Here is a 14,663-nt window from a genome sequence, read left to right as displayed (position 1 = left end):
GGGTTCAGCCCTGCAGTAGCTGTGCGGCCTCCTCGGCAAAATAGGTGAGGATTCCGTCTGCGCCGGCGCGCTTAAACGCCAATAGGGATTCGAGAATCACCGCCTCGCGCTGCAGCCAGCCATTTTCAAACGCGGCGCAATGCATGGCGTACTCGCCGCTTACCTGGTAGGCAAAAGTGGGTACTCGCAGCTCTTCTTTCACCCGGCGCACGATATCCAAATAGGGCATACCGGGCTTCACCATCACCATATCCGCACCCTCTTGCAGGTCTAGGGCGCACTCGTGTAAGGCTTCATCGGAATTGGCGGGGTCCATCTGGTAACTGGCTTTGCTGCCCCCCTTGAGGTTACTGGCGGAGCCGACAGCATCGCGGAAGGGGCCGTAGTAGGCGGAGGCGTATTTGGCAGCATAGGACATGATCAGGGTATTGCTGTGCCCGGCGCCTTCAAGTGCTGTACGAATAGCGCCGATACGGCCGTCCATCATGTCTGACGGCGCCACCATATCTGCGCCGGCTGCGGCATGGGAGAGGGCCTGCTGTACCAGTACCTCAACCGTCTCATCATTGACGATATAGCCGCTGTGATCCATCAAGCCATCCTGACCGTGGCTGGTGAACGGGTCCAGGGCCACATCGGTAATAACCCCTAACTCCGGCACGGCATTCTTCAATTCCCGAACGGCACGTTGGGCCAGGCCATTGGCATCGTGGGCAGCGCTGGCGCAGTCGGATTTTACCGAGGGGTCCACTACGGGAAACAGCGCGACGGCGGGAATACCGAGCTGTTGCAGAGACTTGGCCTTATTGGCCAACAGGTCCACACTGAGGCGCTCGACACCGGGCATCGAAGCCACCCTCTGAGTTTCGCTGCGCCCCTCGATGACAAACAGGGGCAGGATCAGGTCGTCGCAGCTGAGCTGATTCTCCCTCACCAGTCGACGGGAAAAATCCTGCGCGCGCAGGCGGCGCAAGCGGGTGTTGGGGTAGGCTCCGCGGCCGAGATTTTGACTCATAGGGAATTACTCCGGCTATCGATAAGGCCGCAGCAATCCCGCGACCGCAATTGGCGGCCATCATATCAAATTGCCGCCACCGGTGATTTCCCTCAACTTGCTTTAGAGGCTGTTTGGCGTGGTGTGAAGAAAGGACACCAATTGCTTGCCGGCGGTTTCGATATGCGTGGCTAGCAGGGCTGCCGCTTCCTGTTCCTTCTTTTGTTGTAGGGCCTCGAGAATTGCGTAATGCTCTTTCTGGCTGGTGTTTTGGTAGTCCAGGCTGCGAGATTGGTAACCAATATAGCGCTCACATTGTCTGTGCAGCTGCTCCACAGTAGCGAAAAGGGTGGGGCGCTCTGCGGCGAGGTAGATAGTGGCGTGAAATTGCCAGTTAAGACTGCCGATCTGCTCGGCTGAGAGGTTGGGGTTCCCCTCCATGGTATCGAGAATGTCTCGTGCCCGACCGAGAATTTCCCCGGTGAGTTTTTTTTGTGCAAGGGTCTGTATTAGAGGTTCCAGACGCATACGCATCAGGTACAGATCTTCTACTTCCAACGGATCGAACTCGGGTACAGCGACACCCCGCTTGCCGTGGGGCGATAGCCAGCCTTCATTTTTCAACCGCTGCAAGGCGTCCCTTATGGGAATACGACTGACCTCGTAGAACTCGGCCAATTCAGCCTGCTTCAATGCTTGGCCTGCGGGAAAACGTCCCTGCTGTAAATCGGCTTTGATTTTCTCGTAAAGGTTCATTGGCCCTTTATTTATTATCCTGTTTGAAAAACCAATAACAGCCCAGTCCGCCGACCAGGCCCCAAAAAGCAGCGCCTATGCCCAAGAAGCTGATGCCTGAAGCGCTGACAAGAAAGGTGATTAGCGCCGCCTCACGGTTTTCTGTATCTGCGGTAGCACTCGCTAGGCAGTTGCCTAGCGTCCCAAGCAGCGCCAGGCCAGCCAGGCCGGCTATGAGTGCCTTGGGGAAATTACTGAATAATGCCACTACGGTGGCGCCGGATAATCCTACCAGAAGATAGAAGAAGCCCGCGGCAATCCCGGCCGTATAGCGTTTGTCTGGGTTGGGGTGTGCTTCGGGTCCGGTACAAATTGCCCCGGTAATCGACGCCAGGGTCAGGGTGAAGCCGCCGAAAGGAGTGAGAAGCAGGTTGGTTAATCCTGTTCCGCTGATCAGTGGAGAAACTGGTACTCGTTGGTAACCACTGGCAGCCAGGGTTGCAGCCCCTGGGAGATATTGAGAAGTCATTGTGACGATAAACAACGGGATGCCGACGCTGATTAGAGTTGAGAGTTTGAATTCCGGTGTAACCCAAATGGGCTTCGCAGCCTGCCAGTGAATCTGGTCAGGTGCGAACAATTGCAGTTTCCAGCAGACAGCCACCCCACAAGCGAGTACCAAAATAATGGCGTAACGGGGTATCCAGCGCCGCCCGATGAAATAGGCCAACAACATGGCACCCACTAGTACAGGCTGGGATTGCAATGAGGTGAAAGTAGCGAGGCCGAACTGGAGCAATATGCCCGCCAGCATGGCGCCGGCAATTGGGCCGGGTACTAGCCTGGCTACTCGTTCGAAGGCTCCGGAGAGGCCTACTACAAGGGTCAGCATAGCGCTGAAAAAAAATGCACCGATGGCCTCGGCAATTGGGATACCGCTGAGACTGGTTGCTAGTAATGCTGCGCCGGGAGTCGACCATGCGGTAACAATCGGTGCGCGATAATACCAGGAGAAGATGATACCTGAGAGCCCCATCCCCAACCCCAAAGCGCCGATCCAGGAAGCAATCATCGCTTCGTCTGCGCCGGCTGTACGGGCTGCTTCAAACACAATGGCTGCGGAGCTAGTTACGGCGACTAGCACGGCGATAAAGCCAGCGCTGATCGTGGACAGGCTAGTATCGGAAAGCAAGCTTCTCAAAATGTATACCTTTTTCATTTTGTATACATTTTTGATCACTAATAACAAAAGAACAACGTTTCTGCGACAAAGCGTTGATCTACAGTGCTTGGGGGCCGTTGTGATACTGGGAGAGCGTACAGGCACCCACCCTGCGATGGATGCCTGAGAGAGAAGGGCTAGTCGAGCCGGGCGAAGACGCGTTCTGCGGCAGCGATAGTCTCTTCGATATCCTCGTCGCTATGGGCGGCGGACATAAACCCGGCCTCATAGGAAGCGGGTGCCAGGTATACGCCTTCCTCAAGCATTCCGTGGAAGAATTGATTAAAGCGCTCGTTATTACAGGCCATTACCTGCTGGTAATTGGTGACTTGGGGGTCTTCGGTAAAGAAGAATCCGAACATACTGCCGGCTTTATTGGCGGTGATGGGAATACCGGCCTTTTTACCTGCGGCCAAGATACCTTCTACCAGACGATCTGTTCTGGCTACTAAAGGCTCATAGAAGCCGGCTTCCTCCACTAAACGTAAAGTTTCTAGGCCCGCAACCATGGCCACGGGATTGCCGGATAAAGTGCCGGCCTGATAAACCGGTCCCAGGGGGGCGATTTGCTCCATAATTTCGCGTTTTCCACCGAAGGCGCCTACCGGCATGCCTCCGCCGATAACCTTACCTAGGGTGGTCAGGTCCGCCTCGATACCGAAGTGGCCCTGGGCTCCGGTAAGGCTTACACGGAAGCCCGTCATTACTTCGTCGAGAATCAGCAGGGCACCGTGCTGGTCGCAGACTTCGCGCAATGTCTCGAGGAAACCGGGGACTGGAGGAATACAGTTCATATTGCCGGCAACGGGTTCCACGATAATACAGGCAATTTGGTCGCCAATTTCATCGAAGCAGGCGCGCACGCCGTCAGCATCGTTATAGCTCAGGGTAATCGTGTGGTCGGCCAGGGCGGCAGGAACACCGGGAGAGGAGGGCACGCCCATGGTTAGGGCTCCGGAGCCGGCTTTGACCAGTAGTGAGTCGGAATGGCCGTGGTAGCAGCCCTCAAACTTCACAATTTTATCGCGCCCGGTGAAGCCGCGAGCGAGGCGGATAGCGCTCATGGTGGCTTCGGTACCGGAGTTTACGAAGCGCACCAGGTCCATATTGGGCCACAGGCGGCAGAGCTCTTCGGCAAGCTCGGTTTCCAGCTCGGTGGGGGCACCGAAGCTGAGGCCTGACTGGGCCTGCTCCACAACCGCTTCAATCACTTCCGGGTGTGCATGACCCAACACCATCGGGCCCCAGGACTGTACATAGTCGATATAACGCTTATCGTCCGCATCGAAGAGGTAGGCGCCTTCGGCGCGACGGATAAACAGAGGGGTGCCGCCCACAGCGCGGAAAGCGCGCACCGGTGAGTTAACGCCGCCGGGGATGAATTGCTGGGCTTCAGCAAAGAGCTGCTCGGATTTACTCATAGAATTCATTCAGAAATTACGAAAAAGGCCAAGAATCAGCGGCCATTATCAGGGTGTGAGGCTCTAAGGACAATGCGTGAAGAGTCAGGGCGCAGTAGGGGAGGCTGGCTGGTAAGTCGCACCGACCTTAATGTCGGTGCGGATCCTATTGTGCAATGAGGAGGGAAGTGCCCTAGCGTTCACACCAGAATAAGCGGTTGGGAATCGGCCGTCCCATCCCCAGACGACGGCTGTCGCGGATGGCGCTCCAAGCATATTGCTGGCTGCGGCTCACTGTCTCGGTGATGGTCAGGCCGTGGGCGATATGACAGGCGATGGCAGTGGCGAGGGTGCCGCAGACCCCATAGGCTGCAGGTGGCAACCGCTCCCAGTGGAATTCACGGATCAGGCCGCGTTCATCGTAGAGGCGATTCTGCAGTTGTTGCTCATGCGGTACTCCGGTGAGTAGCAGGTAGCGACAACCGCTTTCCAACAATTCCTGGGCCATAGCATCATGGGTGTCGGCCTCTACTGCCATGGCGCGCGCCTCACGGCGGTTGGGGCAGACCATGGTGGCATATGGCAATAACAGAGAGGTCATGGCCTCCCAAAGAGGCGGGGCCAGTACACTCTCTTTATCGGCCAGGGTGGCATCTGGGTCGATAATGACTGGAACGTCCGGGTAGTCGCGCAGCACGCTGTGCAATGCCCGCACATTTTCCACCGAACCGAGATAGCCAACCTTGATAGCCGCTATCGGCATATCTTCAAGGACCGTGCGGGCCTGTTCAATTAAAAGGCTGTCATCCACTGGCGCTACGCCGAGCAGTTCCCCGGTATTGCAGACGCTGATGGCGGAGACGACGGAGGCTGCATGGCAGCCCAAACTGACGGCCGTTTCTGTATCTGCGCCTATTCCTGCGCTGCCACTGGGGTCGTGGTGGGTGACGGTCAAAATAATGGGCTGCGGTGTATCCATAAAAGATCTACATGACTGCCAATTGCTGTGCGCCTAATTTTAGTTCCTGTAAGCCCCACATAAAGAATGATTTTGCGCCAAATTAAAATGGCTTCACGACGGCCAAAATTACAATGGCGAATAGAGCCACTGTTGGAACCTCATTAAAGATACGGAAGTAACGCCCGCTGCGGGTATTGGTGCCCTGGGCGAACTTACGAACGTAGGCGCCACACATATGATGATAGGCCAGGAGCAATACAACGAAGGTGAGTTTCGCGTGCATCCAGCCGGCTGAGGTGTAGTAGCTGGGATTCAAGCTGTACAGCCAAATACCCAGGCCGACGGTGGCGAGCATGGCTGGAATGGCGATCCCCCGATACAGTCGCCGTTCCATGATGCAGAAACGATCGCGGCTAAGGGCGTCGGTAGCATCTACGTGGTAGACGAAAAGACGCGGTAAATAAAACAGCGCGGCAAACCAACATACCATGGCAATAATGTGAAAAGCCTTGATCCACAACATGGAATATCCCCTCAAAAATAAAAACGGAAACGATTATTTCCGGTAAAAGTTATCGATCTGTAGCGGCAGAATAATGCCCGCGATGCGATTGTCCAGAGAACCGCTCTGATGGCGGCTGATGTAGAGAGCGTCGGCACCGGTTTTTTTCAGTTCCTGCTGGGCCTCCAACATAGTTGCCCGCCAATTTAATTCCGCCATTTGTTTGCGCTCACCGGGAATTTTTAACAAATCAATGGTTGCTGCTTTTTCCCCGATTTTTTGTTCGTGTTCAACAAGAGACTCTTCACTTCCCTCCTCTCCACTGCCCTGGAGGAATGTAGCCAAGTCAGCGGCGCGTAAGAGTTCAGGCGGTTTTTCATTAGATAGGTCGATCAATATCCATTGGGGGTGTTGTGCGATGTAACTCTGTGCCTGCTCTACAGTAATTTCCTGTTGGGCAACAATAAAACGCCGATCCATTTGACTTGCAACACCCACACCACTGAGCATCTGCTGACGCCAGGTTGGGGTACCGGCCTTGTCTAATGCACGCAGTGTCTCCAGGTAAATTCCCTGGGTGCCGAAAAATTGTCGACTGATCAAGGTGGCCACCACGATCATCATCATGCCGGGGAACAGCACATTGGGGTTGTAGGTCAATTCGAGAATAGCGAGTAGGGCGGCGAGGGGTGCGTTGAGCATGGCAGCCATCATTGCTGCCATACCCACCATGGCGTAAAAGCCAGGGCTCGCGGTGTGCTCACCCAGCCACATATTGGCAAGGCCGCCGGCGATGCCACCGAGACAGGCACCGAGGATCAGGCTGGGTCCAATTACGCCTCCGGGAATACCCAACCCGGACCCCAGAGCGGTGGCAACCAGCTTGGCCGCAACAATAACCACCAAAGTGTTTACGCCCAACTCTCCCAGCATGGCCATTTGCAATGTGTCGTAGCCCCCACCGAGAATTTCTGGGACCCAGATTCCGATGGTGCCTGTCACCAGTCCGACCACTAAAAAACGCAATAGTGGAGATCGATTATTCTGCTTGGTGAGTTTGCGGTGGGCCAGTATGAAAAGTGCAGCCAGAAAGCCGATAGCCAGTGCACACAAAAATAAAATTGGCAGTTCGGCCAGGGAGTTGAGATGGATTGCCGGCACATTAAAGTCTGGTTCGCGCCCAAAAGTGAGCTGGGTGATTGCGCTCCCAGTTACCGCCGCCAACATAACCGGTAAAAAACCGGCCACGGAATATTCCAGCATTACCACTTCCATAGCGAATACCACACCGGCCAGGGGGGTGTTGAAAGAAGCGGCAATCGCGGCGGCAACACCACAACCGAGCAGGTTGCGCGCAGAATTATTGGGTAGTCGCAGTGTACGGGCTAACCAGCTACCGCTGGCGGCACCCAGATGTACAGCTGGGCCTTCTCGCCCGACCGAATGCCCGCTAATTAGGGCGATGGCACCGGCGAAAAATTGCAGTATTGCGTTGGATATCGGCATATTGCCCTGGTGGTTATAGAGACGGTCGAGCACATGCACTACACCGACGTCGTAGCGCTTGGGACTGAGCGCCAGGTAAATAACCCCGATGAGTAGAGAGCCGATTATCGGTAGGGCAAACCGCCACTGTGGGGGCAACGACTCATAATTTTGGGGGACTGAAAGAAAAAAAGTTGTCGGCCACTCCATAGCAAAACGGAATAACACTGTGACTCCACCGGCGAGTGCTCCGGTAATCAAAGCCATGCCAAGCAGTGGCGCCAGGGCTTCCCGGGCAGAGAGTTGCAGGCGGATCTGTTCCAGGCCGTTTGTCTTTGGTAAGTAACGGCTCAGGGTGCTTTTAAGTGAAATCCTGGGGCGCTGTGACACCGCACATCCTTCAAGGTCCGGGGCTTGTGTTAGAGTGCTTGGCTGATTTTATGATTATCGTCTCAATTGACGAATTTATCGGGAGAGTTTTGCAAGGTGATTAAGGTAGCAATTGTCGGAGGCACCGGCTACACGGGAGTGGAACTGCTGCGGATTTTGGCGACACATCCTCAGGTAAAGGTAACCGCAATCACCTCACGATCCCTGAAGGGCACACCTGTCGCTGAATTATTTCCCAGTCTGCGTGGTCATTATGACCTGGCTTTTTGTGAACCGAATGTTGAGCAGCTGGCTAGCTGTGATCTTGTATTTTTTGCGACTCCCCATGGAGTTGCACAAGCGCAGGTGCCGGCGCTGATTGAACGCGGCGTGCGGGTGGTCGACCTATCCGCTGATTTTCGTCTCAAGGACATTCCCTCCTGGGAAGCCTGGTACGGTCAGCAGCACGCAGCTCCGGCCTTGGCCAAGGAGGCGGTTTACGGGTTACCCGAAGTCAACCGCGCCGATATTGCAGCTGCGCAACTGGTGGCTTGTCCCGGTTGCTATCCCACTGCGATTCAGTTGGGTTGGATCCCTCTAGTGGAAGCGGGGGTAGTGGAACCATCAGAACTGATTGCCAGTGCGGCCAGTGGTGCTAGTGGTGCCGGGCGTCAGGCCAAGACCGATCTAATTCTGGCGGAAAATAGCGATAACTTCCGTGCCTACTCCGCTGCGGGCCATCGCCATTTACCAGAGATTGAGCAGGGGCTGCGGAATATACAACCACTCGGTGCCAACCCAGTAAAGGTGACATTTGTGCCGCACCTACTTCCTATGGTCAGGGGCATCCACGCCACACTTTTTGCTAAAACCAGCTCCTCAGCGAGCCTGTCGGCAAGTGAATTGCAGATGCTATTTGAGCAGCGCTACAAAGATGAGCCCTTTGTGGATGTATTGCCGGCTGGAAGTCACCCTCAAACCCGTAGTGTGCGCGGAACAAATATGTGCAGGATTTCCGTGATGCAGCCCCAGGATCGGGATACCCTGGTGGTAATGTCGGTGATCGACAATCTTGCCAAGGGCGCCTCGGCTCAGGCGGTCCAAAATATGAACATTATGTTTGGCTTAACTGAGGCGTTGGGCTTGGAGAGCCCTGCGCTGCTGCCTTAAAATCAAACAATTACGACAACCGGCAATTCCGGTTTGGCCCCAGCGAATTTTATGGAGCTCAAAGTGAAAGGCAGCAAGCAGTACCGTATGAAAGTGGTGCCTCATCGCCCCTTCTCCGGCGTGATTGCCGTAGGTGGAGTCACCTTGTTGGTTTTGGTCACCGCTGCTGGCTCTTATTTTGCGGGCCAATACCATCTACGTAAAAACCTCGATGAAAAGACTCTGGAGTACACCCGGGTGCTGGAGAAACTCGAGGCGCTTAATAGCGAGAATGAAGCGTTGCGCCTGCGTGCAGCTACCGCCGAGCAGTCTTTGGTAATCGGTGAGCAGGCCAGTGAAGCGGTGCGAACTGAGTTGGTACAGAAAGAGAGTCAGATTGCCGAGCTGAAGCAGGAAATCTCTTTTTATCGAGGGGTCATGGCGCCAGCAGAAGGAGGGGAAGGGGTTTCAATTGGACGTTTTATTCTCTCCCAGACTGCTGATGCGCGCAGCTATCAGTACAAGCTGCAAGTGCAGCAGTCGGCAGCGCGCCGCAATGTAATCAAAGGGGCTGCCACTTTTACAGTTGTGGGTCGTCAAGATGGTGAGCCAATGCGCTACGCCCTCAAAGACTTATCGGAGCAGGTGGATACAGAGTCTATACCGCTGCGTTTTAAATATTTTCAGAACATTGAGGGTGAGTTGAGCCTACCGGAAGGATTTATTCCAGAGGGTGTGGAGCTGTCGCTCAAATCCAGTGGGCGCACGGGTTTCAATATTGAACAGCGCTACGGCTGGTTGGTACAGAAAAGCTAGCATTGATGCCAAAGGCATGAGGTTTTAGGGATTATGTTAAGAAAAAAAGAGAAGCACGTAACTATGGCCAGCACTGGTAGTAACCATACCACTCTGATCGCGCGCCAGACGGAAGTCACCGGCGATATACACTTTCGCGGTAACCTGGTAATCGAGGGCAAAGTAAAGGGCAATGTTTCCGCTCATAGCGACAGCGATGCCCGCTTACAGATTGTCGAGGGTGGCGTTATAGAGGGAGAAATCCGTGTGCCCCAGGTGGTCATCAATGGTAATGTGAGTGGAGATGTATTCGCTGCCCGTCATTTGGAATTGGCGTCCAAAGCGATGGTTGAGGGCAATGTACACTACAAGTTGATTGAGATGATGAAAGGTGCCCAGGTCAATGGCGCCTTGGTTTCCAATGCCGACCTCAGTTCTGCGGGTGAGCCCCCTATGATTGGGTATTCCGAAGACGAGACGGTGATAGAAGCCTCATAAACTAAACCTTAAATTACTGCCCCAAATCTCACTGATGCTGGGGTCTGTTGTGCCAAATACTTGACTGATTTGCTGGGTTTAAGCAAGATGACGCCCCCGAGGCTGTGCTCAGTATGGTTTTTATACGAGCTGCGAACGTCCCGATGAGTTGAGAGAGACTTATGTCAGAAGCTGTATCCTTTTCTCCTGCACCACTAGTGGTCACCGATAAAGCGGTGGCTAAGGTCAAGAGCCTGTTGGAAGAGGAGGGCAACCCGGAATTAAAGCTCAGGGTCTTTGTAACCGGTGGCGGCTGCTCTGGATTCCAGTACGGTTTTACCTTCGATGAACTGGTTGCCGAAGACGATGCCATTATCGAAAAGGATGGTATCCAGGTGCTGGTTGATGCGATGAGCTACCCCTATTTAGTGGGTGCCAATGTGGACTACGAGGAGGGACTGGCTGGTTCCCGCTTTGTGGTGCAAAACCCCAATGCCTCTTCGACCTGTGGATGCGGCTCATCTTTCTCAATCTGAGCCGCTCGTCAGCTAGCCGCTTAAGGGGGATAGATAGCCCCTAGCACGGCTTCTTTTTTTGCTCCGGTCACACCGGGGCAATTACCGGGCAGACCGAGTAATGTCTGCCTTGCCAGCCAGGCAAAGCCCACTGCCTCAAGCCAATCGGCATCAATACCATAGGTGCCGGTATCGGCAATCGACCAAGTGGGCAATCGCCTCTGCAACCTGGATAACAAATCTTTATTCCTGGCCCCGCCACCGCATATTAGCAACTCTCCACCATCAGCGAATGAATGCACGGCTTCAGCAATACTTGCAGCGGTAACTTCCGATAGAGTTGCCTGTACGTCTGCGGGAGCTAGCTCTAGCCCAGCCAGGGCCTGTTCTAGCCAGTTGGCATTGAAAGTTTCACGCCCAGTGCTCTTGGGAGGCTCAGCGGAAAAGTAGGGGGCTGACATTAAACGATTGAGCAACTCGGGACTTACGCGTCCGCTGGCTGCCCAGCCGCCGTCCCGATCGAAAGGCTGTTTTTTGTGTAGACCTACCCAGTAATCCAGCAGGGCATTGCCGGGGCCAGTATCGTAACCACAAATGCTGCCATCGGCTTTCAGCTCGGTGATATTGGCCATGCCGCCAATATTAACAACGGCACGGTTGCCTTCGGTTTTGAATGCGGCGCGGTGGAAGGCGGGCATCAATGGTGCTCCTTGGCCTCCCAGGGCCATATCGCGTCGACGAAAATCTGCGATAGTGCTGATACCCGTCAGTGCCGCAATGGTGTTGGGGTCGCCCAACTGTAGGGTAAAGGGGGAGCTAACGGTGCCGGGTGGCCGGTGCCTGACAGTTTGTCCGTGGCTGCCGACTGCGGTGACATCCCTCGGTTCTATACCGGCACGAGCTAATAGGGTATTCGTAGCCTCGGCAAATACTTGGCCGAGCTGTCGATCCAGCTGTCCCGCACGGTCTAATTCTGAGGGACCTGGAGAGCATAGAGCGAGGATGGCACTGCGCAATGAAGGGTGGATAGGGTGGCTTAGAGCTGCCAGGATGCGCGGCTTGATTTTCTCTTCGCCGCCAAAGTCGACCAGTACCGCGTCGATAGCATCGACGCTGGTACCGGACATCAGGCCGATAAAAAGATCGGACATAAAAATAGTGCTTGTTTAGTTGTCGTCTTCGAGTTTTGCCAGGGCGGGGCCCTGATAATTTTCCAGCTTAGCCAGCAGAGGTTGGGTTTGGTTTTTAAAGCGCGTCATTTCCGCTGAGGGCACAGACTTGGCCTTGGGCAGTTTACGCACGATTGTGGCCGGGTTGCGGTGTCTGCCGTCTACCAGGAATTCATAGTGCAAATGAGGGCCGGTGGCATAGCCAGTAGAGCCGACAGTGCCAATAACCTGGCGCTGTTTTACTCGCTGGCCTCTCTTCACTTTGCGCTTTGTTAGGTGTAAATAGCGGGTAACGTAGCGTTCGCCATGCTGAATAAATACATAGTTGCCATTGGGCTTACTGTAGCCGGATGCAATGACTCGGCCGTCGCCCGTTGAGTAAACTGGAGTGCCGCGCGGAGCAGCATAATCGGTACCGTTGTGAGGACGACGCGACTTGAACACTGGATGTAGACGGCGAGGATTAAAGTGTGAGCTGATACGCACTATATCCAATGGCGTGCGAATAAACGCCTTGCGCATGCTTTTACCTTCAGGTGTGAAGTAATTGGCATCGCCACTACTATCGACATAGCGAACTGCGCTGTAAGTATTTCCCTGATTGGTAAAGCTGACGGCGAGAATAGGACCATTGCCGATTTTCTCTCCGTCGAGGAATTTTTCTTCAAACATCACACTGAAACTGTCGCCTTTGCGAATATCCAGTGCGAAATCGATATCCGAGCTGAAGACATCGGCCATTTCCATGATCAGGCTATCGCTCAAACCGGCATCACTACCGGCAACAAATAATGAGCTATCAATTTGTCCCTGGCGGTAAGCGGGATGGCTGTCGGGTTCACGCTGGACTAAATCGTGTTGGAACCTGCTTTCCGCGTCGCGGGTAAATCTGACCTGACGGAGTTGGTCTTTTTGCAGCGCTAAACCCTGCAATTTTCCATCCGGATTGACTGTAAAGGTCAATTCTTCGCCAGGATTAAGTCGCGCTAATTTTTTCGCTTCTTTGCCACTACCCAGTAGCTGATACATCTCCCCGGCGCTTACTTTGGCGCGCTTAAACAGATCGGATAGAGTGTCACCATTACGTACGGTCAAGCTTAATGACTGTACTTTAGCCACAGCTGCTGTTGCTAATGCAATACCTTGCTCGGGAGTAACTTTTTCAACATGCACGGGTTGCTGATCGGTCACGCTCTCTTCAGTTGAAGATAAATTGACGGGAAGCGGCATACGCTTGGCTTCCACTTCCGGCGTTGGAATAAAAACTGCCAACACCAGTACACAGGCCGCGGCACTAGCCGTGAGTGCATGTACGCGGGGAAAATGTTTGGGCAAGGCGCCTATACGGACACGGGATGTCGGTTTGCGATGATTCTGCATGGTATTAACGGGCGGCGCCGGCTGTGGTTGTTATCTGCGCTTGGAGTAATGAGTGTTTAAAAAACAGGCATTGAAGAGACTTTATAGCAAAAAAGCCGCCTGGGTTCACTGGGTAATTGACCCATATCTCCATGAATTAGTTCCTCAGCACTTATTTCATCATTTCAGTGGGGCTATAAGGCCCGCTTGTATTTGCCAAAAAGTTCGGTAATGTTGCAGCGCATTTTGCCGCCGCCCGGTGGCGCTATTTTCAAGCCTAAATATGAGGGGAAAGCATGGCTGGGGTCGACATGACACTGCTTGAAGACTTGGACCGTCGCGGATTAATCAATCAGGCGACTGGTGACGGCGAACTTACGCAGCATTTGTCTGAGAGCCGAACCCTTTATTGTGGCTTTGATCCCACCGCAGACTCCCTTCATATAGGCAGTCTAGTACCGTTGTTGACTTTGAAGAGGTTTCAGGCGGCAGGTCATCAACCGATTGCTTTGGTAGGCGGTGCTACCGGTTTAATCGGGGATCCGTCTTTTAAAGCCCAAGAGCGCAGTCTAAATACCCCGGATGTGGTTGCCGGCTGGGTTGAGAAGTTGAAGAACCAAGTTTCTCAGTTTATCGATTTTGACTGTGGTGAAAACAGCGCACTGGTAGCGAATAATCTGGACTGGACACGTGAGTTGAACGTGCTCGACTTTCTACGTGACGTGGGAAAACATTTCTCAGTCAATAATATGGTGAATAAAGAGTCGGTTAAGCAGCGCATTCAGAGAGAGGGAGAAGGTATCTCCTTTACTGAATTTTCCTATATGTTGCTGCAGTCCATGGATTTTTCCGAACTGTACAAACGCAATAGTTGCACTTTGCAGATCGGCGGTTCCGACCAGTGGGGTAATATTACAGGCGGTGTTGATCTGACCCGTCGCCAGCACCGCGGTAAAGTTTATGGTTTGACCTTGCCATTAGTGACCAAGGCGGATGGTACCAAGTTTGGTAAAACGGAAAGCGGTACTATCTGGCTTGACCCCAAACGTACTAGCCCCTATGCCTTTTACCAATTCTGGCTGAATACCGCCGATGCGGATGTCTATAAATTCCTGCGTTACTTCACCTTTTTGAGTGTCGATGAAATTGAAGCCATTGAACAGGCTGATGGTGAGCGAGCAGGTAAGCCCGAGGCTCAGAGTATTTTGGCTCGAGAAGTAACCCGTCTGGTACATGGTGAAGAGGGGTTGGCTGCAGCTGAGCGTATTTCTCGGGCGCTCTTCTCAGGGGATATTGCAGATTTATCCGCCAGTGATTTGGAACAACTTCGCCTCGATGGCTTACCCTCATCTGCACTTCCAAAAGATTTTGGTGAGCAGAGTCTGATCAACATACTTGTGGATGCAGGTATGGCGCCTTCTGGTAAGCCGGTGAAAGATGCCTTGGGTCGTAATGCCGTATTGATTAATGGCCAGGCGGTAGGCATGAGCGCGAATGCGGAGCCCGCATCAGTATTTGAACGTGATAAAGC

General features: G+C 53.8%; 14 protein-coding genes (1 of these 14 cut by a window edge). 5 read left to right on the top strand and 9 right to left on the bottom strand.

Annotated features, from left to right (window positions below; genetic code table 11):
* Positions 1–4: 4 nt before the first annotated feature.
* The 7 genes from hemB to ACJJIV_RS08685 form a co-directional block, all read right to left on the bottom strand.
* Positions 5–1,015 carry a porphobilinogen synthase gene (gene hemB, locus ACJJIV_RS08715; protein ID WP_444891433.1) on the bottom strand — a complete coding sequence of 337 codons (1,011 nt, stop codon included), beginning with the start codon at positions 1,013–1,015 and terminating at the stop codon, positions 5–7.
* 102 nt (positions 1,016–1,117) lie between these two features.
* Positions 1,118–1,750 (bottom strand): GntR family transcriptional regulator, encoded by a 633-nt coding sequence (locus tag ACJJIV_RS08710; RefSeq protein ID WP_444891432.1) that lies wholly within the window; start codon positions 1,748–1,750, stop codon positions 1,118–1,120.
* 7 nt (positions 1,751–1,757) lie between these two features.
* Positions 1,758–2,948 carry a benzoate/H(+) symporter BenE family transporter gene (locus tag ACJJIV_RS08705; RefSeq protein ID WP_444891431.1) on the bottom strand — a complete coding sequence of 397 codons (1,191 nt, stop codon included), beginning with the start codon at positions 2,946–2,948 and terminating at the stop codon, positions 1,758–1,760.
* Positions 2,949–3,088: 140 nt separating this feature from the next.
* Positions 3,089–4,372, bottom strand: a complete 1,284-nt coding sequence (gene hemL / locus ACJJIV_RS08700) for a glutamate-1-semialdehyde 2,1-aminomutase (RefSeq protein ID WP_444891430.1) — start codon at positions 4,370–4,372, stop codon at positions 3,089–3,091.
* Between the two features lie 172 nt (positions 4,373–4,544).
* Positions 4,545–5,330 carry a bifunctional hydroxymethylpyrimidine kinase/phosphomethylpyrimidine kinase gene (gene thiD, locus ACJJIV_RS08695; RefSeq protein WP_252084388.1) on the bottom strand — a complete coding sequence of 262 codons (786 nt, stop codon included), beginning with the start codon at positions 5,328–5,330 and terminating at the stop codon, positions 4,545–4,547.
* An 82-nt stretch (positions 5,331–5,412) separates the two neighbouring features.
* Positions 5,413–5,835 (bottom strand): protoporphyrinogen oxidase HemJ, encoded by a 423-nt coding sequence (hemJ, locus tag ACJJIV_RS08690; RefSeq protein ID WP_252084389.1) that lies wholly within the window; start codon positions 5,833–5,835, stop codon positions 5,413–5,415.
* Between the two features lie 33 nt (positions 5,836–5,868).
* On the bottom strand, positions 5,869–7,689 hold the full coding sequence (locus ACJJIV_RS08685) for a chloride channel protein (protein WP_252084390.1): 1,821 nt from the start codon (positions 7,687–7,689) through the stop codon (positions 5,869–5,871).
* 96 nt (positions 7,690–7,785) lie between these two features.
* Between ACJJIV_RS08685 and argC the strand changes: the two genes are divergently transcribed.
* The 4 genes from argC to erpA all read left to right on the top strand — a co-directional run bounded on the left by argC (position 7,786) and on the right by erpA (position 10,625).
* Positions 7,786–8,838, top strand: coding sequence for an N-acetyl-gamma-glutamyl-phosphate reductase (argC, locus tag ACJJIV_RS08680; protein WP_444891429.1), 1,053 nt, complete (start codon positions 7,786–7,788; stop codon positions 8,836–8,838).
* Positions 8,839–8,901: 63 nt separating this feature from the next.
* Complete coding sequence (locus ACJJIV_RS08675; RefSeq protein ID WP_252084392.1) at positions 8,902–9,633, top strand: DUF6776 family protein; 732 nt, start codon at positions 8,902–8,904, stop codon at positions 9,631–9,633.
* 33 nt (positions 9,634–9,666) lie between these two features.
* Complete coding sequence (locus ACJJIV_RS08670) at positions 9,667–10,110, top strand: bactofilin family protein (RefSeq protein WP_252084393.1); 444 nt, start codon at positions 9,667–9,669, stop codon at positions 10,108–10,110.
* 161 nt (positions 10,111–10,271) lie between these two features.
* Complete coding sequence (gene erpA / locus ACJJIV_RS08665) at positions 10,272–10,625, top strand: iron-sulfur cluster insertion protein ErpA (protein WP_020411471.1); 354 nt, start codon at positions 10,272–10,274, stop codon at positions 10,623–10,625.
* Positions 10,626–10,645: 20 nt separating this feature from the next.
* Here erpA and ACJJIV_RS08660 read toward each other — a convergent pair whose 3' ends face one another.
* The gene (locus tag ACJJIV_RS08660; protein WP_444891428.1) at positions 10,646–11,755 is read right to left on the bottom strand and encodes an anhydro-N-acetylmuramic acid kinase; all 1,110 of its coding nucleotides are present in this window, start codon (positions 11,753–11,755) and stop codon (positions 10,646–10,648) included.
* A 15-nt stretch (positions 11,756–11,770) separates the two neighbouring features.
* Positions 11,771–13,153 (bottom strand): peptidoglycan DD-metalloendopeptidase family protein, encoded by a 1,383-nt coding sequence (locus ACJJIV_RS08655; RefSeq protein WP_444891427.1) that lies wholly within the window; start codon positions 13,151–13,153, stop codon positions 11,771–11,773.
* Positions 13,154–13,428: 275 nt separating this feature from the next.
* Between ACJJIV_RS08655 and tyrS the strand changes: the two genes are divergently transcribed.
* Positions 13,429–14,663, top strand: partial view of a tyrosine--tRNA ligase gene (gene tyrS / locus ACJJIV_RS08650; protein WP_444891426.1) — the 5' portion only. The gene runs 70 nt beyond the window's last position; only the first 1,235 of its 1,305 coding nucleotides appear in the window; it begins with the start codon at positions 13,429–13,431; the stop codon falls past the right edge of the window.

It is taken from the genome of Microbulbifer mixtoriginis (SeqCode), from assembly GCF_052466765.1.
Note: the sequence above shows the minus strand (reverse complement) of the source record. Positions and strands in the feature narration are given on the sequence as shown.

Bases quoted from the DNA above. Each gene is read 5' to 3' on its own strand.
- ACJJIV_RS08670 (WP_252084393.1), top strand. From the start codon at position 9,667: ATGTTAAGAAAAAAAGAGAAGCACGTAACTATGGCCAGCACTGGTAGT.
- ACJJIV_RS08660 (WP_444891428.1), bottom strand. From the start codon at position 11,755: ATGTCCGATCTTTTTATCGGCCTGATGTCCGGTACCAGCGTCGATGCT.
- ACJJIV_RS08655 (WP_444891427.1), bottom strand. From the start codon at position 13,153: ATGCAGAATCATCGCAAACCGACATCCCGTGTCCGTATAGGCGCCTTG.
- ACJJIV_RS08710 (WP_444891432.1), bottom strand. From the start codon at position 1,750: ATGAACCTTTACGAGAAAATCAAAGCCGATTTACAGCAGGGACGTTTT.
- thiD (WP_252084388.1), bottom strand. From the start codon at position 5,330: ATGGATACACCGCAGCCCATTATTTTGACCGTCACCCACCACGACCCC.
- hemJ (WP_252084389.1), bottom strand. From the start codon at position 5,835: ATGTTGTGGATCAAGGCTTTTCACATTATTGCCATGGTATGTTGGTTT.
- hemL (WP_444891430.1), bottom strand. From the start codon at position 4,372: ATGAGTAAATCCGAGCAGCTCTTTGCTGAAGCCCAGCAATTCATCCCC.
- erpA (WP_020411471.1), top strand. From the start codon at position 10,272: ATGTCAGAAGCTGTATCCTTTTCTCCTGCACCACTAGTGGTCACCGAT.
- ACJJIV_RS08705 (WP_444891431.1), bottom strand. From the start codon at position 2,948: ATGAAAAAGGTATACATTTTGAGAAGCTTGCTTTCCGATACTAGCCTG.
- hemB (WP_444891433.1), bottom strand. From the start codon at position 1,015: ATGAGTCAAAATCTCGGCCGCGGAGCCTACCCCAACACCCGCTTGCGC.